The 20,943-nt window shown below is 68.7% G+C and carries 22 protein-coding genes; 10 read left to right on the top strand and 12 right to left on the bottom strand.

Translation table 11 applies throughout. From position 1 onward, the window contains the following. Nucleotides 1-5: 5 nt before the first annotated feature. From OG817_RS26860 to OG817_RS26850, 3 genes are all read right to left on the bottom strand, one after another. A complete protein-coding gene (locus OG817_RS26860) occupies nucleotides 6-320 on the bottom strand; it encodes a VOC family protein (protein WP_406047388.1) in 315 nt (104 codons plus the stop codon). A 49-nt stretch (nucleotides 321-369) separates the two neighbouring features. Next, nucleotides 370-1,242 (bottom strand): universal stress protein, encoded by an 873-nt coding sequence (locus OG817_RS26855; RefSeq protein ID WP_406047387.1) that lies wholly within the window; start codon nucleotides 1,240-1,242, stop codon nucleotides 370-372. A 105-nt stretch (nucleotides 1,243-1,347) separates the two neighbouring features. Continuing rightward, nucleotides 1,348-1,818 carry a MarR family winged helix-turn-helix transcriptional regulator gene (locus OG817_RS26850; protein WP_406047386.1) on the bottom strand — a complete coding sequence of 157 codons (471 nt, stop codon included), beginning with the start codon at nucleotides 1,816-1,818 and terminating at the stop codon, nucleotides 1,348-1,350. A gap of 213 nt (nucleotides 1,819-2,031) precedes the next feature. On the opposite strand from OG817_RS26850, the gene OG817_RS26845 reads away from it, so the two are divergent. After that, a complete protein-coding gene (locus tag OG817_RS26845; RefSeq protein WP_406047385.1) occupies nucleotides 2,032-3,099 on the top strand; it encodes an alkene reductase in 1,068 nt (355 codons plus the stop codon). 77 nt (nucleotides 3,100-3,176) lie between these two features. Next, the gene (locus OG817_RS26840) at nucleotides 3,177-4,556 is read left to right on the top strand and encodes an MFS transporter (protein WP_406047384.1); all 1,380 of its coding nucleotides are present in this window, start codon (nucleotides 3,177-3,179) and stop codon (nucleotides 4,554-4,556) included. Here OG817_RS26840 and OG817_RS26835 read toward each other — a convergent pair. The 4 genes from OG817_RS26835 to OG817_RS26820 all read right to left on the bottom strand — a co-directional run bounded on the left by OG817_RS26835 (nucleotide 4,480) and on the right by OG817_RS26820 (nucleotide 7,698). Further along, nucleotides 4,480-4,968 carry a GNAT family N-acetyltransferase gene (locus OG817_RS26835; protein WP_406047383.1) on the bottom strand — a complete coding sequence of 163 codons (489 nt, stop codon included), beginning with the start codon at nucleotides 4,966-4,968 and terminating at the stop codon, nucleotides 4,480-4,482. The genes OG817_RS26840 and OG817_RS26835 overlap by 77 nt on opposite strands. A 49-nt stretch (nucleotides 4,969-5,017) precedes the next feature. Further along, nucleotides 5,018-6,784: a DUF222 domain-containing protein gene (locus OG817_RS26830; protein WP_406047382.1), complete on the bottom strand. Its 1,767-nt coding sequence runs from the start codon at nucleotides 6,782-6,784 to the stop codon at nucleotides 5,018-5,020. 231 nt (nucleotides 6,785-7,015) lie between these two features. Further along, a complete protein-coding gene (locus OG817_RS26825; RefSeq protein WP_406047381.1) occupies nucleotides 7,016-7,453 on the bottom strand; it encodes a universal stress protein in 438 nt (145 codons plus the stop codon). A gap of 50 nt (nucleotides 7,454-7,503) precedes the next feature. Continuing rightward, nucleotides 7,504-7,698: a hypothetical protein gene (locus tag OG817_RS26820; protein ID WP_406047380.1), complete on the bottom strand. Its 195-nt coding sequence runs from the start codon at nucleotides 7,696-7,698 to the stop codon at nucleotides 7,504-7,506. Between OG817_RS26820 and OG817_RS26815 the strand changes: the two genes are divergently transcribed. From OG817_RS26815 to OG817_RS26800, 4 genes are all read left to right on the top strand, one after another. Then, nucleotides 7,697-7,840 (top strand): hypothetical protein, encoded by a 144-nt coding sequence (locus tag OG817_RS26815; RefSeq protein ID WP_406047379.1) that lies wholly within the window; start codon nucleotides 7,697-7,699, stop codon nucleotides 7,838-7,840. The two genes, OG817_RS26820 and OG817_RS26815, sit on opposite strands and share 2 nt — an antisense overlap. 166 nt (nucleotides 7,841-8,006) lie before the next feature. Next, complete coding sequence (locus OG817_RS26810; RefSeq protein WP_406047378.1) at nucleotides 8,007-9,077, top strand: sugar ABC transporter substrate-binding protein; 1,071 nt, start codon at nucleotides 8,007-8,009, stop codon at nucleotides 9,075-9,077. Continuing rightward, nucleotides 9,077-9,862, top strand: a complete 786-nt coding sequence (locus tag OG817_RS26805; RefSeq protein ID WP_406047377.1) for an ATP-binding cassette domain-containing protein — start codon at nucleotides 9,077-9,079, stop codon at nucleotides 9,860-9,862. Before OG817_RS26810 ends, OG817_RS26805 begins: the two co-directional genes overlap by 1 nt. Continuing rightward, complete coding sequence (locus tag OG817_RS26800) at nucleotides 9,859-11,136, top strand: sugar ABC transporter permease (RefSeq protein WP_406047376.1); 1,278 nt, start codon at nucleotides 9,859-9,861, stop codon at nucleotides 11,134-11,136. Before OG817_RS26805 ends, OG817_RS26800 begins: the two co-directional genes overlap by 4 nt. Before the next feature lie 12 nt (nucleotides 11,137-11,148). Here the strand turns inward: OG817_RS26800 and OG817_RS26795 are convergent, their stop codons facing one another. The 5 genes from OG817_RS26795 to OG817_RS26775 form a co-directional block, all read right to left on the bottom strand. Beyond that, a complete protein-coding gene (locus OG817_RS26795) occupies nucleotides 11,149-12,645 on the bottom strand; it encodes a CHASE3 domain-containing protein (RefSeq protein ID WP_406047375.1) in 1,497 nt (498 codons plus the stop codon). Beyond that, nucleotides 12,642-13,022, bottom strand: coding sequence for a response regulator transcription factor (locus tag OG817_RS26790; RefSeq protein WP_396395187.1), 381 nt, complete (start codon nucleotides 13,020-13,022; stop codon nucleotides 12,642-12,644). Before OG817_RS26790 ends, OG817_RS26795 begins: the two co-directional genes overlap by 4 nt. A 12-nt stretch (nucleotides 13,023-13,034) precedes the next feature. Continuing rightward, entirely contained in the window at nucleotides 13,035-13,646 is a 612-nt protein-coding gene (locus OG817_RS26785) for a signal peptidase II (protein WP_406047374.1), read from the bottom strand. A gap of 150 nt (nucleotides 13,647-13,796) precedes the next feature. Next, nucleotides 13,797-14,450: a response regulator gene (locus OG817_RS26780; RefSeq protein ID WP_406047373.1), complete on the bottom strand. Its 654-nt coding sequence runs from the start codon at nucleotides 14,448-14,450 to the stop codon at nucleotides 13,797-13,799. Nucleotides 14,451-14,474: 24 nt separating this feature from the next. Further along, nucleotides 14,475-15,338 carry a serine/threonine-protein kinase gene (locus tag OG817_RS26775; protein WP_396395189.1) on the bottom strand — a complete coding sequence of 288 codons (864 nt, stop codon included), beginning with the start codon at nucleotides 15,336-15,338 and terminating at the stop codon, nucleotides 14,475-14,477. A gap of 214 nt (nucleotides 15,339-15,552) precedes the next feature. Here OG817_RS26775 and OG817_RS26770 point away from each other — a divergent pair, with 214 nt between their 5' ends. The 4 genes from OG817_RS26770 to OG817_RS26755 all read left to right on the top strand — a co-directional run bounded on the left by OG817_RS26770 (nucleotide 15,553) and on the right by OG817_RS26755 (nucleotide 20,924). After that, entirely contained in the window at nucleotides 15,553-16,080 is a 528-nt protein-coding gene (locus OG817_RS26770) for a hypothetical protein (protein WP_406047372.1), read from the top strand. A 24-nt stretch (nucleotides 16,081-16,104) separates the two neighbouring features. Then, complete coding sequence (locus tag OG817_RS26765) at nucleotides 16,105-17,205, top strand: winged helix DNA-binding domain-containing protein (protein WP_406047371.1); 1,101 nt, start codon at nucleotides 16,105-16,107, stop codon at nucleotides 17,203-17,205. 106 nt (nucleotides 17,206-17,311) lie between these two features. Next, nucleotides 17,312-18,337: an NADPH:quinone reductase gene (locus OG817_RS26760; RefSeq protein WP_406047370.1), complete on the top strand. Its 1,026-nt coding sequence runs from the start codon at nucleotides 17,312-17,314 to the stop codon at nucleotides 18,335-18,337. Between the two features lie 118 nt (nucleotides 18,338-18,455). Continuing rightward, nucleotides 18,456-20,924 carry a X2-like carbohydrate binding domain-containing protein gene (locus OG817_RS26755; RefSeq protein ID WP_406047369.1) on the top strand — a complete coding sequence of 823 codons (2,469 nt, stop codon included), beginning with the start codon at nucleotides 18,456-18,458 and terminating at the stop codon, nucleotides 20,922-20,924. Nucleotides 20,925-20,943 lie beyond the last annotated feature (19 nt).

Below are 20,943 nucleotides of genomic sequence, written 5' to 3'. Positions count from 1 at the left end.
TGGGCTCAGGACGGCTGCGAGACGAACAGCTCGATGGCGATCTTGTCGGGATCCTCGAGGTTCAGATGCAGGCCGAACCGACTGGCCTCGATGGTCGAGCAGGTCACACCCTGGGCCTCGAGGCTGCGGTGCCGGGACTCCAGCTCCGCCTGCGACGGAACCTGGAACGCGAGGTGATCCAGCCCGACGTGGACCGGGTCGAAGCTCTCACCCGCGCCTTCGGGGTGGTCCCGCAGCGCGATCATCACGCCGGGGCGGGCGACGATGACGAGCCGGCCGGTGTCGGCGCCGGCCGAGAACACGGTCTCGGTGCCGAGCACGCGAGAGGTCAGGCTCGCACCCGGGACCGATCCGTCGCAACGGTGGCGCTCAGACGGTTCCGACCATCACGACCGGACCGCGGGCAAGCCGCAGGACGTTGTACGACGCGGAGCCGCGCACCAACCGGCGGAGCCAACCGTGACGGTCCGCACCGAGCACCGTCAGCGCGGCCGCCGGCGACTCGGCCAGGACGGCACTGTCGATCGGTCCACGGGTGAAGTCCCACTGGACGTCGACCTCCGGATAGGCCATTCGCCAGATCTGCACCGCGTCTTCGACTGCCCTGCGCCGGCTCGATGCGGCGGCGTGTACGACCGTCAGGCCGGTGCCCCGGCGCCGCGCGGCGCGGAACGCGAACCCGAGTGCGGCCGGTGGACCACCGTTGTCGTCGACACCGACGACCACCCGGCCCGCGGACGGCCCGACCGCGCCGTGCTTCGAGAGTCCGATCACCGCGAGGGAGGCCGTCGTACCGCGGGTCAACCGGCGCGTCAGCGTCCTTTCGAGCCTGGACCGGCGACCATGCCCGAGAACAACGAGTGCTCTGTCGCCCTCGCGTGCCTCGGTGACCAGGGCGGTGACTTGCCTGCCCGGGAAGACGTGGGTCCTGATGCGCAGGTCCGGTGCGATCCGGCGGGCGCGGCGGACGGCCATTGTGACGACGTCCTCGGCCGATTCACGAGCCTGCAGGTCCACGGTCGGATTGCCGACCGGGTCGTGCAGACGGGGAAAGTGGAACGCGTACACGATCCGCAACTCTGACCCCCGTGCCGCCGCCTCGGCCGCGGCCCATTCCAGCGCCTCCACGTCGGTGGTGTGCTCGTCGACCAGTACGACGACCGGGCCGTTGTCCGGTCCGGCCGGCGCAGAGACGCGGTCAGCCGCCGCCTCGGCTCCTTGCCATCCGCGGAAGAGCTTCATGAGGTTGCCTCCTAGACCGAGCCTCTGTACTCCTCCAAGGTCGCGCCGCCGCCGTCCGGTCACACCAGTGGAAGACACGGGCCGAGTCCCTGGTCTGGCGGGGCACTAGGCGGGTGGGGCGGCGGCGCGGGTGAGGCTGTCTTCGATGCGTTGGAGGATTGCCAGCGCATCGGCTTGCTCGGCGGAGGTGAGGTCGCCGGTGGCGCTCTCTTCCAGGTAGGCCCAGATGCGCTCGACCTCGCGCCGTACGGACTGGCTGGCGGGGGTGGCCTCGACGATCGTGGCGCGTTTGTCGGTGGTGCTGGGCCGGATACGCACGAAGCCGGCGTTCTCCAGCCGCCGCACCGTGCGGGTCATGGTCGCGGAGTCGGAGCCGAGGACGCGGACCAGTTCCGTCTGGCTCTGCGGGCCGCGCTCCCACAGTTGCATCATGACCAGTTCCTGACCGAGGCGCAGGCCGAGCGGGCGCAGCAGGTGCCCGGCGATCATCCGATGCAACCGTGCCACTCGGACGATCGCGTTGGTCAGCGGCTGGGCCGGCATCGACGGCAGCGGTGTCTGCTCTGAAGGATTCATCGGCCTCTCACCGGGGTCATTTAGCTGTTCAATCAGTTGTCACTCTACCGGACGTCGTTCGAGCGACCGTCGGGGTGGCCTGGCCTGCGAAGTCAGGCGATCAGGTGATGCAGGTCACATGGTTGACGGAAATGCCCTGAGAGTATTACCTGTTCGAACAGGTATTGGTTGCCGCGGAGGGCGGCGACCTGCCTCGAGAACGGGAGTCCGACCATGTCGATGGCCTTCGACCCGTACGACCTGGGTGGCAAGCGCCTGGCCAACCGCATCGTGATGTCCCCGATGACCCGCAGTCGCGCGTACGGACCCGGAGCGAGTCCAACAGCGCTGACCGCGGAGTACTACGCGCAACGCGCGGGAGCGGGCCTGATCGTCACCGAGGGCACCCAGCCTTCGCCGGTCGGCCAGGGGTACCCGAATACGCCGGGACTGCACAGCGCTGAGCAGGTCGCAGCGTGGCGAACGGTGACAGACGCCGTGCACCGCGCGGGCGGCGTGATCTACGTGCAACTCCTGCACACCGGCCGCATCGGCCACCCCAGTCTGCTTCCGGACGGCCTGCGCCCGGTCGCCCCGTCCGCAACGGCCCCGCGCGGACAGGTCTTCACCCACGAAGGGCCCCAGGACTTCGTCACGCCGAAGGAGCTCACCGAGACCGACATCTCCCGGACCATCGGCGATTTCGCCGCGGCGGCCCGCAATGCGATGGCCGCCGGGTTCGACGGTGTGGAACTGCACGGCGGCAACGGATACCTGATCCACCAGTTCCTCGCGCCCAACGCGAACCGCCGTACCGATGGCTGGGGTGGCGTGGCCGAGCGACGGATCCGCTTCCCTGTGGAACTGGCATCCGCAGTGGCGGACGCGGTCGGCGCCGAGAACGTCGGGCTTCGCATCTCACCTGGCGTGCCGAACAACGACATCGTCGAGGTCGATCCCTACGAGACGTACGGCGCTCTGCTCGGACGGCTGGACCCGCTCGGGCTGAGCTACCTGCATCTGATGGAAGGCCCGGACCGCGACCTGACCTACCGGCTGCGCAAGGAGTGGGCCGGCGCGTTCATCCTCAACCCGCAGACCTTTCCCGAGCCCACCGGTCCGGATGCCCTTGACCTGATCGAGGACGGCACCGCCGACCTGATCGCCTTCGGGGCGCTGTTCCTGGCCAACCCCGATCTGCCCGACCGCCTCGCGGCCGGCGGCCCCTACAACACGCCGGACCACACCACGTTCTACGGCGGCGACCACCGCGGCTACACCGACTACCCAACGCTCGCCTGACTGATACCAACACCCGGGAAGGTCTCGATATGCAACCCGCAGTAGAAATGCAGCCCGCAGTCAGGAGATCCGCATGGATGATCCTGGCGCTGGCGTGTGCCAGCCAGTTCATGGTGATCCTCGACGCGTCCATCGTGAACGTCGCCCTGCCCTCGATCCAGCGAGACCTCGGCTTCAGCTCCACCGGCCTGGCCTGGGTCGTGAACGGCTACCTGCTGACGTTCGCCGGCTTCATGCTGCTCGGCGGCCGCGCCGCCGACCTGTTCGGCCACCGGCGGATGCTGGCAGCCGGGTTGTTGCTGTTCTCCGCAGCAAGCCTGGTCGGTGGTCTGGCCGCAGACCCCGCGGTCCTCGTCGCGGCCCGCATTGTGCAGGGCATGGGAGCCGCCATGCTCGCACCGGCGACGCTGGCCGTGATCAACACTCACTTCACCGAGGAACACGCACGTGCGCGAGCGTTCGGCGCATGGTCCGCGTCTGGTGGTGTGGGTGGGATGGCGGGGGCGGTCGCGGGCGGCGCGCTGACGACCGGCCTGTCGTGGCGATGGGTCTTCCTGATCAACGTGCCGATCGGTGCGGTGCTGATCGTCGTGGCGATGACATCGCTCGCCGGCGTACGCACCGGCCGACGGGAATCGCTCGACCTCACCGGCGCCGTCACTGGCACGGCGGGGCTGGCCGCTCTCATCTACGGCGTCATGCAGAGCGCCGATCATGGCTGGACGTCGGTGCCGGTCGTCGTACCGATCGTGGCAGGTCTGTTGCTGCTCGCTGTCTTCACGCTGGTGGAGGCACGCGTCGCCACCCGGCCGATGATGCCGCTCCGGTTGTTCCGTCTCCGGAAGGTTGCTGTCGGCAACGGCATGCTGTTGCTGTTCGGTGGGATCGCGATCGCGATGTGGTACTTCACATCGCTGTTCCTGCAGAACGTCCTCGGCTACAGCGCACTGCGGTCCGGGCTCGGCCAAACGCCGGCGGCCGTCACGTTCGTCGTGGTCGCGCGACTGGCTTCGGCGCTGTTGCCGCGGACCGGCGTACGCCGCTTGATCCTGGCCGGCAGCGCGTTCTTCCTGGCCGGGTTCGGGTGGCTTGCGCAGGCGGGTGCCGGCACCGGCTATCTCACAGGCATCCTCTGGCCGACGCTGCTCGTCGCGGCCGGCATCGGGTTGACCTTCCCGACGCTGATGGCCGCGGTGACCGCTGACGTGCCTGAGAGCGACGCCGGGATCGTCGGCGGCCTTGCCAACACCGCCAGTCAGGTGGGTGGATCGATTGGTCTTGCGGCGCTCACGACGGCCGCCGGCCGGCCGGCGTCCCTCGCTGACGGTTATGACCTGGTCTTCCTCGTCGCCGCCGCGCTCGGCGCGGCCATCGCGGTGGTCAGCGCCCTGCTGCCGCGTCACCAGCGTCTGACAACTCCAGTCGCATCCGGACCTTCGGATCCTCATCCGCGATGACGACGAATCCAAGCCGCTCGTAGAGAGCTCTGGCCCGATTCGCCTTCAGAACATGGAGTTCTGCCGCGGCGGCTCCGCGCCCCCGAGCCGCCGCGAGCAGATCCCGCAGAATCCGCGACCCGAGCCCGGCCCCCTGGAACCGCGGCAGAATCTCGATCCGCCCGATGTAGAAGACCGCCGCCTCCTCGAGGTGAGCATCAACAACCCCGGCCTCCACCTCGCCGACCATCACGACCCGCAGGCGCTCCGGCGAGAACGACCGCCGATGGAACCCCCGCTGCACCGACTCATCCCAAGGCCCCCACGTCGCCTCGACAACCTCACCCATCGCAGCCTGGTGCAACGCATAAACAAAGGCATCATCCGCGACAGTCGCCGCCCGAAACCGATACCCATCAGCCTCATCCGCCATGCTTCACCCTACTGACCGACTCCGAGGCGGTGCGGCGTCAAACGGCACGTCAGGCGCGGTGGGTACCGGTGGCGTCGACCTGGAAGGTGAAGCCGTGGGGTGTGGTCCATTGCAGGGTTTTCTGATCGATGCGCTGGACGGCCCATCCGCGGGCGTGGGTCTTCACCCGGTGGGTAAAGCGTCCCAGCGGCGCGAGGTTGTCGGTCGTGGTCTGGCCTGGTGGGCCGAGCGGGTCGTAGGGCTGGATGTGGTCCAGGTCCATCGCCGGCCGGGTTTCGCGAGTGCCGTAGGGAAACACCTCGACCGGGTGGGTGAGTCTGACACGTTCGCGGATCCGGTCGGGGATTTCGTAGGCATCGGCGCTGACGGCGCCGTTGAGGTCGATGACCGGCTTGACGGTATAGGGGCCGTGGCCGATCAGTTCGGCGAGTTGGTCGGCCAGCAGCGGCCCGACGTTTTCGACGCGCAGGACCCCGGTGCCGGTGGCCAGGGTGTGGTCGGTGAGGTGGACATAGATCTCAGTGCGGCCAGGCCGCAGCCGTCCTCGCGCAGGGCCGTTGCCTGTGCCGCCGCCGCGAGTTGTGGGCACGCTGTGGGCGTCGTGTTTGATCTGGGCGAGGCGGGCGTGCAAGGCATACAGGCCGGCGGCACCGAGCGGCTGGTCGTCGCCGGTATCGACGCGCAGGGTGGGGTCGAACGATTCGACTCGGTCTGTCGAGGGGATGTCGAGTGGGTCGGGCAGATCGCTGTTGCTCGGGTGGGGTGCATCCCGGTCGGCCTCGTCATCCGGGCCGTGCTCACCCCAGCCACTCGCCCGGGCCGCCGCTAGGCCTCCACAGCTCGTCCGGTCCGGCTCGAGGTTGTCTGATCCAGCCCCCTTGGTCGAAACGGCACCTTGACCCGGGGCCGACGTCGTGAGCGGCGCTGCGCCCCGGCTGGCGCAGGTCGGCTCGGCAAGCGCGGGTGCAGGTGCCGACATATCAGGGGTGGGGTCGATCGGAGTGGTGGTCTCGGAGGCGGGTGTGGTGGTGTGGCTGTGGTACTGGCGAGCCTGGGTGAGGAGTTCTTCGGTGTAGCGGGCGTCGGCGATGATTCCGACCGCGTCCGCACGGCGGTGTTGCAGGCACCTGGTGTCGCCGAATGTCTTCAACGCCTCGGCGATGTCGGCGATGGTCGCGTCGTGCCGGATCGCGTTCCCTGATGCGGTCCGGATGTAGATCGTCTTCGTGCCCTGCGCGTCCGAGCGGCCCATGAACACGCCCCGCTCACGCGCCGTCTCGGCGGCCTCGGCCCGAGCCAGGCCGGGATCGGCGTGCATCTTCGCGGCCCGTACGATCTTGTCCAACCGGTACGGTGTGATCGCGTCGACCAGCGCTGCGACCCGCCGATCGACGTACCCGGCCGCCTGCTCGGACAGCTTCGAACACTCCGCGACGATCCGGCACGCCTTCCACGGCGTCGCCTCACCGGCCCGGACACGAGCCCACGTGAACGGGAACCGCTGCCGCAACGCCAACGCCTGAGCGAGGTAGCCCGCGGCGACGCCCGGCGAGATCCCCAGCAGTACGCCGAATTCGGCGACCGCGAACTCCGCGATCTCCGGACACCCCTCCCCGCCCAGCACGACCCCGCGTTCCCGGCCGTCACTGGTACGCCGACCTGGCCGGACCCCGCACGCCGAGGGATGGAACCGGTCGGCGTACAGCTGGGCATGCTCGAGGAGACGAGCCTCTGCGCGGTTGGCCTCGGCGCGGTGCTGCGCGGCCGACTCCAGCAGGTCGGCTGTCGACAAGGTTGCCAGATCTCCTTCGAACATGTGTTTGATTCTACGCAACTCCTGCATGTCGATGCAACCCTCGCCAGTGCCCGTGATCCCTTATCCACAAGGGCAAACATCACACCCGAAAGCACTGCGAATGTTGCTAGGGCAGGGCCGCCGGCTCAGAAAGATGCCGCGAGCCACCTCCTGGGGCGGGTGCACGGGTCGAGGGCGTGCGGGACGATCGTTCACGGGCCCACGGCACTCGCATCGCCTGGAATCGCTCACCTAGGGGACGACGGTGACTGGCCAGCGGGCGTCTCGGACGAGACGAGTGGCCAGGGAGCCGATGAGGCGGTGGCCGGCTTGCATGGAGGCGCCTACGACTACCGCGTCGACGCGGAGTTCGTCGGCGAGGCGGACGAGTTCGAGGTAGGGGTTGCCGTGGCGTTCGTGGAAGGTGACGTGCAGGCCGAGGGCTGCCGCGTTGCGGTGCGCCTCTTTCCGCAGTTCGTCGACGACGCTGACCTGGGATTGGCAATGCAGATCCATCAGCTGCGGGTTCAGCAGGCCGCCTCCGGCCGGGACGTGGACGAACAAGACGATCACCTGCGCGCCTTGGCGCCTGGCCAGCCCGGCGGCGTACGACCCGGCCCGCAGAGACGTCTCCGTCCCGTCGACTCCGACCAGGATCGACCGAGGACCATCGGTGCCGAGCTCGAACATCCCCATACCGTACCGACTCTGACAGTTGCTGCCGGCGAGGGCGGCCGGGGTCAGGCGGCGAGCAGGGACCAGCGGGGGTCTTGGTCGGGCCAGTGGTTGATGAGGGCGTCGACGGCGAGGTCGTGAACGGCTGGCTCGAGGATGCCGAGGTCGGTGGCGCTGTCGAGGACCTGGAGGTACGTCGCGACGGAAGCGATCGGGAGAGTCAGCGCGGTCGCTGTCACGGAGTCGGCGACGTCGCGCATGTCGACCAGGGTGAAGGCGCCCGACGACGACGTCCACGTTCAGCTGGTGGGCGTAGGTCGCACCGGGTACGGCGAGATCGCGCAGCAACCGCGGGTCGCCGTACGCGTTCTCGATGGACAGCCCTGTGGTAGTCCCTGGTGACCACCCGGGGACTGGTCTTGTTGCAGTTAGCGGGAGCGCGGGGAGTGCGGCTAGCTGGAAGGTAGGTAGGGCGCTTGCCGGGATGATGTGTCGGGCGCCCGGGCGGAGTGTTGCCAGTATGAAGGCTCCCTGGGACATGCGTAGAACACTCCGCACCGTCGTAGCCGTGACCGGAGTCGCAACCGCGATGACGGCCGGGCTGGTCGCCTGTGGAAACAACAAGACCTCCTCGACCGGCGGTGCCCCGCCCGCGAACACGAAGGTCGGCATCCTGCTGCCCGACACGGCGTCATCGCCGCGCTGGGTCTCGGCGGACCCGAACGAGCTGAAGGCGCAGTGTGCGGCCAACAAGCTCACCTGTTTCATCGACAACGCCAACGGCAGCGCGACCACGCAGCAGTCGCAGGCGCAGGCTCTGATCAACGCCGGCGTCGGCGTGCTCCTGGTCGTGAACCTGGACTCGGGCTCCGGCAAGGCGATCGAGGCCCTGGCCCAGCAGCACAACGTCGTCACGATCGACTACGACCGGCTCACCGCCGGTGGCACAGCGTCGTACTACGTTTCCTACGACAACGTGAAGGTCGGCGAGGACCAGGGCACGGCGCTGACCCAGGCCCCGCAGGTCAAGGACAAGAGCGCAGTCAACTACGTCGAGATCGACGGTGCGCCGACCGACAACAACGCCACGCAGTTCGCGCAGGGCTACAACTCGGTCCTGTCGAAGCAGCCGGGCTGGAAGAAGCTCGCCGACCAGACTGGTAACTGGGATGCCGCCACTGCGCAGACCGTGTTCACCACGATGCTCGGCCAGCACCCCGACATCAACGCGGTCATGGTTGCCAACGACACCATGGCGCAGTCGGTCATCAACGTGCTGAAGTCCCAAGGTCTCGCCGGCAAGGTCGCGGTGTCCGGGCAGGACTCCACCGCCGGCGGTCTCGACAACGTGATGGCGGGAACGCAGGCCTTCACCATCTACAAGCCCGTCGCCGGTGAGGCGGACGTGGCGATCAAGCTGGCGGGTCAGATCCTGGCCGGCCAGAAGCCGACCGCGCCGACCACGGTCAAGGACCCGACGAGCGGTCGCGCCGTCCCGGCGTACCTGGCCGACCCGACCGTCATCACCAAGGCGAACGTGGCCAAGCCGGTGACCGACGGCTACGTGACGGCCGCGGCCGTCTGCCCCACTCCCGCGCTGGTCCAGCTGTGCGCGGCCAACGGCATCAAGACCCCGTAATGGCCGGCGTACCCACCTTGGAACTGCGTGGCGTCGACAAGTCCTTCGGACCGGTCCACGTGTTGTCATCGGTCAACCTCACCGCGCTCAGCGGTGAGGTGACCGCCCTTGTCGGCGACAACGGCGCGGGCAAGTCGACCCTGATCAAGTGCATCGGTGGCATCCATCGCATCGACGCGGGAGAACTGGTCTTCGACGGTACGCCGCAGGTCGTCACCGGCCCGCGGGACGCTGCGCAGTTCGGCGTCGAGATCGTGTACCAGGACCTGGCGCTGGCCGACAACCTCGACATCGTCCAGAACATGTTCCTCGGCCGCGAGAAGATCACCGGCCTGCACACGCTCGACGAGAACTCGATGGAGAAGCTGGCGCGACAGGCGTTGAACTCGTTGTCGGTACGGACCGTCCGGTCGGTACGGCAGCGGGTGGCGAGCCTGTCCGGCGGCCAACGGCAGACGGTGGCGATCGCCAAGTCGGTGCTCTGGCAGTCGAAGATCGTCATCCTGGACGAGCCGACGGCGGCGCTCGGCGTCGCGCAGACCGAGCAGGTGCTCGGCCTGGTCCGCCGGCTCGCCGAGCAGGGCGTGGCAGTGATTCTGGTGTCGCACAACATGAACGACGTGATGGAGGTCGCCGACTCGATCGGCGTCCTCTTCCTGGGCCGGATGGCGGCGCAGGTCAGGCGCGAGGACGTGACCCAGACGCAGGTGGTCGAGCTGATCACCGCCGGCCGTTCGGGCGACCTGGGACTGTCCCGCGAAGAGTCGACCGGAGCGGCGATATGAGCGCCCAGACAGATCACCTCGTCAAGCCGGACAGGGCGGAGCCGGTCGAGGGATTCGGCGCATTGAGTGCGTACATCCGCGACTATCTCGCCCGCGTCCGCGGCGGCGAGCTGGGCTCCATCCCCGCGATGGTCGGCCTGATCGTGATCACCGTGGTGTTCGCCGTGGTGCACCAGGGCTTCCTGAGTGCCTACAACATCGAAGCACTCGTGATCCAGGCGGCGCCGATCATCGTGATGGCGATGGGCCTGGTCTTCGTCCTGTTGCTCGGCGAGATCGACCTGTCCGCCGGCACGACCGGCGGTCTGTGTTCGGCGATCATGGCCGTGCTGATGATCCGGCACGGTGCGCCCTGGTGGCTGGGACTCCTGATCGGCCTGGGCGTGGGCGTCCTCATCGGTCTCGGGATCGGCTGGCTGCGCGCCCGGGTCGGCGTACCGTCGTTCGTCATCACGCTGGCGACGTTCCTCGCGTTCCAGGGCGTCACGCTGATTCTGATCGGCGGCCAGGGGGCGGTGACGCTGCCCGCCGACTCGCCGATCATCAAGCTGGAGAACAGCTTCGTGCCGTTGTGGCTGGGCTGGGTGTTGTGGGCGTTGTTCGTGATCGGGTACGCCGCTGTCAAGGTCAACGACGCACTCGGACGCCAGCGCTCGGGGCTGTCCCGGCCGCCGTTCACCGTGATCGCGGCGAAGGTGGTCGTCCTGGCGGCGCTCGGTGCGGCGTTCACGTACGAGATGGGGATCAACCGCAACCTGTCCGCCAACGCGTTCTTCAGCAACAAGGCGCAGGGCATGCCGTGGGTCGTCGTACTGCTGGTGATCCTGTTCGCCGGCTGGCACTTCATCCTCAGTCGTACGCCGTATGGCAGGCATGTGTACGCCGTCGGCGGCAATGAGGAGGCGTCGCGGCGCGCTGGCATCGTGGTGTCCCGGATCCGGATCTCGGTGTTCGCCATCTGTTCCGGCATGGCGGCCGTCTCCGGGGTCGTCGCGGCCTCGCTGCTGCAGTCGGTCCAGTCGAACGCCGGAGCCGGCAACACCCTGTTGCTGGCCGTCGGTGCCGCGGTCATCGGCGGTACGTCGCTGTTCGGTGGGCACGGCCGGGTCATCGACGCGGTCCTCGGCGGCCTGGTCGTCGCGGTCATCATCAACGGGATGAGCGACCTGATCCAGGGCGCGAACTCCGCGGGCTACGAGTGGATCGTCACGGGCGCCGTACTGCTGCTGGCCGCCGGATTCGACGCGGTCGTACGCCGGACGCGGGCTAGCTGAGCAGGGACGGAATCATGGACGGATCCGGTTGTCGGGACGCGACCAGCTCGGCTGAGTCTCGGTGCCGGATTCGAGCGGAAGGTCCACCAGCAGCGTGGTACCCACACCGGCCGGGCTGTCCACCGAGATCGTGCCACCTAGCGCCTCGACCCGGTCGGCCAGCCCGATCAGCCCCGTTCCCTGATCAGGCATCGCACCACCGGTGCCGTCGTCGCGGACCGACAGGTGCAGGCGACCCTCGCTGACCCGGGCGTCGATCCACAGCGCCGATGCGTCGGCGTGCTTGACCGTGTTGGCGAGCGCTTCCGACGCCACGTAGTACGCGCAGACCTCCACCGCCTCGGGGAGCCTGGCCGGGATGTCCACTGTGAGCTCGGACGGCACGGGGCTGCGGCGAGCGAGCGCCTTGAGAGCAGGACCGAGGCCGCCCTCGGTCAGGATCGCCGGGTGGATTCCCCGGGACAGCTCCCGTAGTTCGTCAGTCGCGTTGGTGAGCTCGCGTGCGGCGTTGGCGAGCTGGGCGCGGACTTCCGGGTGGTCGGGCGGCACCGCCGCCTCGCCCGCCCGGAGCTGGAGCGCCAGCGCCACCAGGCGCTGCTGCGTGCCGTCGTGCAGGTCGCGTTCGATCCGCTGACGGGCGCGATCGGCAGCCGCGACGATGCGTGCGCGCGAACCGGCCAGATCCCGCTGTGCCTGCTCCACGGCCGCGGCCATGGCGTTGAAGGTCCGCTGCAGCACGCCCATCTCGCCGACACCGTGGTCGGACACTCTGGCTCCGAGATCGCCGGCCGCGAGTCGCTCGGCCATGGCGGCGGTACGGCGTACCGGGTGAAGGATGCTCCGGTTCAGATACCAGGTGAACAGCGCCACCAGCAGGACCGATCCGGTCAGGCCCGCGGCTGCGGCGAACATCGCGCGGCCGGCCGCGTCGCGCGCACTGTCCTGGCGCGTCATCGCCAGTTGCTTCTCGGCGTCCAGCAGTTGATCGAACTGCGCCCGCATCGCGTCGACCCGTTGCCTGCCCTCTGTGGTCGCCGGCAGGACGTCGATCGACGCCCGATCCCGCCTGGCGGCGGCGACGAGCGGTACGGAGTAGTCGTTCAGGTACGACGTCCCGGCCCGGGTGAGGGCCTCGGCCCGCTCGTGCTGTTCGGCGTTGTCGGCGACGAGGTTCTCCAGGTCGGCGGCCTGCTGCGCGAACTGCGCGCGGCCTTCCACCCACGGCTGCAGGAACTGCTCGGATCCGGTCAGCAGGAACCCGCGCTGGCCGTCCTCCATCTCGACGATGAGCCGCTCCAGCCGGTTCGCGGCGACCAGCACGTCCTCGGACTGTTGCGCCCGTCGCTCCAGGCTGCGCAGTTCGGTGACCGAGGAGAGCAGTACGGCGAAGGCTGCGGCGATGATCACGGCGAGCAGAACGCTGGCGGTGATGATCCGGACGCTCAGGCCGAGACCCGTCATCAGTCCCTCCGGCTGGTCGCCGTGCTCCCGGGGCCTCGCGGTGCTCACCGTGTCGAGGGCCCTCCGGCATCGCCGAGCGTCGCGCGGACGGCGGCACCGGACAATGCGGTCTTCGACAGGAACCCGATCGCCGGGCTCGCCGCGATCAGGTCAGCGTAGTCCTCCTCGGAATGCGCGGAGATCATGATCAACGGTCCCGGCGACCCGTTGGCCTGCTCCGCCAACCGGGCGGCAAGTCGCAGTCCGCTCTCGGCACCGAGGTCGATGTCGACCAGCGTCACGTCGGGCCGCAGCCGCGCCACCAGCTCGAGTGCGTCCGCGCTGGTCGAGGCGGTCCCCACCACCTGGATGCCGTCGTACTCCAGCACCGCCCGCGCGGCCTCGAGGAAGCGCGCGCTGTCGTCGACGATGATGCAGCGAACCATGGTTCCACCATTTCAGCGAAGGAGACCGGTGGCATTCCGGCTAGCTGCACCTCTGGACATCGATCCGGTCACGGTCCGTGGCTGGACCGACGTCTTGCGGCGCCTCCGGAGGCGACGGTAGATCGCGGTACCGGATCGGTAGCTTAGCGAGGCTCCCAGGACGAGTGTCGCGGCGGTGATGAGGACATCCGCGAGGTTGATGCGGTAGTGGCTGAGAGCAATGAAGTCGACCGCGCCGCGGACGCTGCCCGGAGCGGTCCAGGAATGCAGGCCGACCCGGTCGAGCTGGTTGCTGCCCCATCCGCCGATCGCCAGGGCCGCGGAGACGAGGATGATCGTCGGGCGCCGGCGCCGTACCAGTACGACGTACGCCGTGATCAGCAAGCCGAGACCGGCGAGGTCCAGGAGCGCGCCCGTGGACGGGTCGGCGTACCAGTGGCCGATCCGCGGGCCGGCGAGCATGTCGCTGCCCCGATTGATGATCGAGCCGTCGACGTGCTGCCAGGCCCAGCGCTTGGTCGTCTGGTCGAGTAGGACGACCAGGGCCAGCAGGGCGAGCACGCGGAACCGCTGTCCGGCCTCGGCGGCCGCGGTCGTCGTAGTGGCCAGGCGGACGTTCGACATGACGCTCCTCGAGGGTGAACGGCGTCCACGCTGGTCACGCGCGTTCTGGCCGTGCTTCAACCCTTCCGGGCGAGCGAGGATCGGACCTCAGCGCCAGCGGCCGACCCACCTACCGGCTGCCTGCAATCTTGCGCCGGGCGCTGTCAGGGGTCAGCGGCCCTCGAGGTACGTGAGCACCGCCAGGACACGGCGGTGGTCGTCATCGGCCTCGGGCAGCTGGAGCTTGGTGAGGATGCTGCGGACGTGCTTCTCCACGGTGCCTTCAGTGACCCACAGCTGCCGGGCGACACCGGCGTTCGACCGGCCCTCGGCCACCAGCGCCAGTACTTCGCGTTCGCGCTCGGTGAGCACCGCGAGCGGGTCCTGCCGGCGGCGAGAGTCGACGAGCTCCTTCACCAGCGCCGGGTCCACCACGGAGCCACCCCGGGCGACCCTTTCCAGGGTCTCGACGAACTCGTCCACGTCCGTGACGCGGCTCTTGAGGAGGTAGCCGACTCCTTGTCCACTGCCGAGAATCTGCATCGCGTGCTCGACCTCGACGTGGGCCGAGAGCAGCAGGATGGCGGTCTGAGGGCGCTCCTGCCGGATGGCCTGCGCCACCTCCAGACCCTCGGTCGAGTGGCCAGGTGGCATCCGGATGTCGATGATGACCAGCTCCGGGAGGTGTTGCCGGACGAGCGCCAGCAGTCCCGGGCCGTTGCCGGCCTGGCCGACGACCTCGAATCCCGAGCGCTCCAGCAGGCTCGCGAGCCCTTCCCGGAGCAGGACGTCGTCATCCGCGATCGCCACTCGGGTCCGGCTCATCTCCACTCCCTACGCCGCCTGGACTCAGATTAGCGCGAGGTCGAGGAGGGCAGCCCGGGCAGCGCCGGTAGTGAGACGTTCGGCCGGGTCCTTGGCCAGCATGCCGGCGATGACGGGGTGCAGCCGGCCGGCCCGCAGCCAGGGGCCGGGCGGATTCTCCGCGACCGCGGTCAGCGTCGCCAACAGGCCGCCCTGGTCGAACGGCGTTCTGCCCTCGACGGCGGCGTACAGCGTCGCGCCGAGTGAGAACAGGTCGGACGGGGGTGCGGGCTCGTCGCCTCGGAGCTGCTCCGGGGACATGAACGCCGGGCTGCCGGCGACCAAACCCTGCGGGCAGTCGAAGTCCTCGTCGCGCATGCAGGCGACGCCGAAGTCGGTCAGCACCACCCGGCCGTCGGCACACAGCTGCACGTTGCCCGGTTTGACGTCGCGGTGAACGATGCCGGCCGCATGGACACTCCGCAGTACGTCGAGCAGGCGCAGGGCGAGGCGGATCACCCGGTCGATCGGCAGGGGTCCTTCGGTCGCGATCACCTGGGCCAGAGTCTGCCCGGACAGCGGCTCCATCACGATCCAGGGGAGGCTGCCTTCGCGGACGAGATCGAGGATCCTGACCACCCCGTCATGACTGACCCGGGCCGCGGTCCGCGCCTCGTTGAGCGACCTGGCCCGCGCTGCCCTGGCCGCTTCCACCGAACCGGTGTCGTTCGCCAGGTGCTGCTTGAGTGCGACCGGCCGGCACAACAGCTCGTCCTCGGCCAGCCAGACCCGTCCCATGGCCCCGCGTCCCAGCAGCGACCGAAGCCGGTACCGCCCTGCGACGAGCCGTCCCGACGGTGCGGTCACGGACTCCGTGACGACTTCGGCGAGGTCCGCGACGGCGTTCATGGGCTGACCCTTCGGATCTGGCGGTCTTCCGACCGTTCCAGCCTGCTGGGAAACCGGCGTCCGAGTCGTCAGGGCCTGCGGGCATCCCATCTACCGGCTAGCAGGAAGGCGTGCTGGGTGCCAGCCGCAGACCTGCTCCGCGCTCTGAACCCGTCCGTTCGATCCGACCGTGTGAGGAGTGTCGAATGATCAACAGCGCAAGGAGAAACCTGAAATGAAGCGCATTGCCCTCTTCGCCGGTACGGCGGTGCTCGGGCTGTCCACCCTGACAGCCTGCAGCAATGGCTCGAGTGCCGGCTCGCCCGCGCCGCAGAGCACGCCCGCCGCGTCGGCGCCGGCCTCCAACGCTCCGGCCAAGGTGTCCACGGCCACCGCCGGGAACTTCGGGAAGATCGTTGTCGACGGCACCGGCCGCACGCTGTACGTGTACGACCTGGACACCGCCAAGCCGTCCAAGTCCAACTGCTACACCGGCTGCGCCGCGCTGTGGCCGCCGTTCCTCGCAGGCACCGGTGAGCCGCAGGTCAGCGGGGTCGACCCCTCGCTGGTGGGCACGGTGGCCCGTACCGACGGCACCAAGCAGGTGACGCTGGCCGGATGGCCGCTCTACCACTTCGCCAACGACTCCAAGGCCGGCGATGTGAACGGCCAGGGCGTGGACGGCACCTGGTGGGTGGACGCCACGAACGGCCAGAAGATCACCACCCAGGCGTCCTCGTCGGGCGGCAACGCCGGCTACTGAGTCGTTCTTCCGTACGCTGGGGCGATGAGTGCAACAGTGCCGCGTTCGGTGCTCAGCCGTCGTGCCCTGAATCGGGCGTTGCTCCAGCGTCAGCAGTTGCTGGACCGGGGGAGCGGGCCGGCGACCGAGCTGATCGAGCGGTTGGTGGGCCTCCAGGCCCAGGCGCCGTTGGCGCCGTACGTCGCGCTGTGGTCGAGGCTCGAGAGCTTCGACCCGGAGGAGCTGTCCGCGCTGCTGAGGTCGCGCCGGCTCGTGCGTTCCTCGTTGATGCGAGCAACGATTCATCTCGTCACCGCCGAGGATTGCCTGTCGCTGTGGCGGCTCGTGCATCCGGTCGCGGATCGAGGGCTGCGGGGTGCCTTCGGCAAACAACTGGCCGGGGCCGATGTCGACGCGGTTGTTGCCTACGGCACTGAGCTGCTGAGCCAGGAGCCGTACACCCGCAGCCGGCTGCGCGACGTGCTCGGTGAGCACTGGCCGGACTGGGACGCCACGGCGATGGCGTACGCCGTCAGCTACCTGACCGGCACGGTCCACGTCACTCCCCGCGGGATCTGGGGCGAGAGCGGCCCTGCTGCCCTGCAGACGATCGAGAGCTGGCTCGGCCGGTCGCCGGTGACCGGTGGTCCGATCGACTCGCTCGTACTGCGGTATCTGGCGGCGTTCGGTCCCGCGAGTGTGGCCGACGTACAGACCTGGTCCGGGCTGACCAAGCTGCGGGAGGTCGTGGATCGGCTCGAGCTGCGTGTGTACGCCGACGACGACGGGCGGGAGCTGTACGACGTACCGGACGGGACGCTGCCTGATCCGGAAACGCCGGCGCCGGTGCGGTTCCTGGCGGAGTACGACAATCTGCTGCTCTCGCACGCGGATCGCCGGCGGGTCAATCCGTCCGGACGGTCGATCCCACTGCCGCCGGGCAACGGCGCTGCGATGGGCACGCTCCTCATCGACGGCGACTACCAGGCCGACTGGCGTCACCACCGTGGCAAGGAACCGAGCGTGCGGATCACGCCGCACCGCCCGTTGACCACTGATGAGCAGGAGGCGATCGAGCTCGAAGGCGCTCGGCTCCTCACGCTGATCGGCACTGAAGACACACCGATCACCTTCTCGACGGACTAGGGTCCTCCAGCCGAGCTCGGCCGAAGACGAGCAGGGACCGGCCATCACCTCATGGTTCTGGGCGGGCGGTTCGCTGCTGCCGTCGTACGGGAGGAGGATGCAAGGCATGAGAGCTATCACGTACGCGCGTTCCGGAGATCCGTCGGTTCTCGAGCTCGGGGAGAGGCCGGTCGCCGAGCCGGGTGACGGTGAGGTGCGGATCCGGGTGGTGGTGTCGGGCGTGAACCCGACGGACTGGAAGTCGCGGAGCGGCTCGTACGGCGGTGGACCGGACGAGGCCACGGTGCCCAACCACGACGGCGCGGGCGTGATCGACGCGGTGGGCGGTGGTGTGGACGGTCTCAGCGTGGGCGACCGTGTCTGGGTCACTCTGGCCGGCGACGGCCGTCCAGGCAGCGGCACGGCCCAGGAGTTCACTGTCGTGCCCGCCGGCCGCGTCTTCCCTCTGCCGGCGAACGCGGACTTCGAGCTCGGCGCGAGTACCGGCATCCCGGCCATCACCGCACACCGCGCGTTGACGGTCGGCGATGGCGGCGCGGGCCGGCTCCGGCCAGGCGCGCTGTCCGGCCGGACCATCCTGGTCGCCGGGGGAGCCGGTGCGGTGGGCAACGCCGCGATCCAGCTCGCCCGCTGGGCCGGCGCGACCGTGATCTCGACAGTCAGCCGGGAGTCGAAGGCCACGCTCGCGACGGCCGCCGGGGCACACCACGTCGTCGACTACACGAAGGCGGACGCGGCCGAGGTGGTCAGGCGGATCGCTCCCGACGGTGTCGACCTCGTCGTCGAGGTCGCGGCGGGCGCCAACGCCGAGCTCGACCTCGCAGTACTGCGTCCGCGCGGGACGATCTCGATCTACGCCAACGACGGCGGTACGCCGTTCGAGCTCGACGTACGGCGGAACATGGGCCTCAACGCCCGCTACCAGTTCGTCCTGCTCTACACGCTCGGCTGGGACCGGATCACGGCCGCCGCGGAAGACATCAACCACGCCATCGAGGACGGGGCCTACCGCGTCGGAGAGCAGGCCGGCCTCCCGCTGCACCGCTACCGCCTCGAAGACACCGCCGCCGCCCACGCAGCCGTCGAGAGTGGAGCAGTCGGCAAGGTCCTGATCACCGTCGCAGCGACCTGACCGACGGCGGGAGCATTTCCCCGCGCTCACATACTTGACAAGAGTAAGTAAAAGGCATCAGGGTTCAGATATCCTATCCGATCGCTTCTTCGGGGACCCGCAGAGAGGTCAGCCGCTCATGACCAGATTCCTTCGAAACAAGGCGATCCGAGGACCACTCGTGGCGCTCGCCGTCTCCGCTCTCCTCCCGGTCGGCCTGACCGCGGCGTCTTCCGCCGGTGCGGCTCCGCTGCAGACGGTCACCGCGGCCAGTACGACGTACCCGCCGGCGGGTGAGCAGGCGCGGAAGCCCTACATGGGCTGGAGCAGTTACAGCATGCAGGTGTACTCGCCGAACGGCGGCAGCTGGATCACCGCCGACCAGATCGAGGCGCAGTCGGACGCGATGCACCAGAAGCTGCAGCCGTACGGGTACGAGTACATCAACATCGACGCGGGCTGGAACGGCGGCATCGACGACTACGGCCGGCCGGTGCCGAGCAAGACGCTGTACCCCGACGGCCTGCAGGCAGTGATCGACCACGTCCACGCGAACGGCCAGAAGATCGGGCTCTACGGCATCCCCGGCATCTCGAAGGCGATGCTGGACGCCAACCTTCCGGTGTACGGCGCCCCCGGATGTACGACGGGAGACCTGGCGGTCCAACCGCTGCAGAAGGGCGACTACTGGGGCTTCGGCTACCGGATCGACGTCGCGAAGCCGTGCGCGCAGGCCTACATCAACTCCATCGCCGATCTCTACGCCAGTTGGGGCGTCAACTTCCTGAAGTTCGACAGCGTGACGCCGGGCTCAGGGGTCAGCGACCTGTCCATGGACGCACGCGACGAGGTCAAGGCCTGGTCGCAGGCCCTCGCCCGCCACGGCATCTGGCTCGAGCTGTCCTGGGCTCTCGACATCAACTACGCGGACTACTGGAAGCAGTACGCGAACGGATGGCGGATCGACTGGGACGTCGAGTGCTACTGCCCTGGTGAGGCACTCACGACGTGGCAGAACATCGCGCGACTGTTCCCCAAGCTCGCCGACTGGTGGCGCCATGGCGGACCGGGTGGGTGGAACGACCTTGACTCCCTGGACGTCGGCAACGGCACGATGGACGGGCTGACGAAAGACGAGCGGCGTACGGCGGCGACGCTGTGGGCAGTGTCCGCGGCCCCGTTCTACATCGGCAACGACATGACCAAGCTCGATTCGTACGGCCTCGAACTGCTGACCAACCGCGAGGTGATCGCGGTCAACCAGGCCGGGCGGCCGGCCCAACCGGTGTCCACCAAGACGAACCGGCAGACGTGGTACTCGCTCAACGCTGACGGCTCGTACACCGTTGCCCTGTTCAACCTTGGCACCACCGAGGCCAACATGACGGTGAACTGGGCGGACCTCGGACTGGACGGGTCCGCGCAGGTGCGTGACCTGTGGGCGAAGAAGAACCTGGGCCAGTTCGCGTCCGGCTACACCGCTGCGACCGTGCCGCCGCACGGGACCCGGTTGTTCACCGTCACGCCGCAGAAGAACTCGAAGGTCAGCGTCAACGACGACGATCTGCGGGTGTCGTACGACGGAACCTGGCAGCGCAACGGCAACTTCGAGGTACCGGCGGTCTCCGAACCGCTCACGGTCGCGGTCACCGACTCGTCGGCGGCGAAGGCCGGCGCGGCCGCGACGTCGACCGATGCCGGCGTGCGGACGATCTCGGTGAACAACGACAACCCGGAGATCGTCTACACGGGTTCGTGGAGCCGGAGCACGGGTCGCGGGCTCGGTGACTATCAGGACGACGTGCAGTACACCGAGGCCAACGGCGACGCGTTCACGTACAGCTTCGTCGGCACCGGGGTGGACTACGTGACGGAGACGCACGAGTCGCAGGGAGATGTCGAGATCTACATCGACGGTGCGCTCAAGGCGACGGTCGACACCCATCGCGATCCGGCCGACGGGCGCGGTGCGCAGCAGGTCGTGTACAGCATCTCGGACCTGCCGAACGGAACGCACACGATCCGTGGTGTGAAGAAGTCCGGACAGTTCATGCTGCTCGACAAGCTGAACGTGCGGCAGGAGAGCCTGCTGAACCCGGACACGGCGGCGTTCGACAAGAACCCGTCCGCGCAGGCCGATGTCAGTGTCCAGATCGGGCGCGACTCCGCCGAACTGGACGGGATCGCGAAGGGCGGCAAGGACCTCGTCAAGGGGACCGATTACACCGCCGACGGAACGGCCGTGACGATCAGCAAGCAGTACCTCGCGGCCCAGCCCGTCGGCAGTACGGTGCTCGACTTCCGGTTCCGCGGCGACCACCACGACGACGTGCACTACGCCACCGCGAACGGCGCGGCGATCGACTTCGCGTTCCGCGGCACCGGCGTCGAATGGCTCACCGCACTCGGCCCGGACCAGGGCGATGCCGACGTCTACCTCGACGGCAAGCTCGTACGCCGAGTGAACCTCGCCAACGATGCACGCGTCACCGCCCGCCCGGCCTTCACCCAAACCGGCCTGAAGAACGGTGACCACACCCTGCGCATCGTCAAGGTCTCAGGCGACGTACTGCGCAACGACGTCATCCGCTACACCACCGGAAAGTAGCCTAGGCAACGGCGGCGCC

It is taken from the genome of Kribbella sp. NBC_00889, from assembly GCF_045207705.1.
Lineage (GTDB): Bacteria > Actinomycetota > Actinomycetes > Propionibacteriales > Kribbellaceae > Kribbella.
The sequence above is the reverse complement of the archived record's forward strand: the minus strand, read 5'-3'. Positions and strand labels throughout refer to the sequence as shown.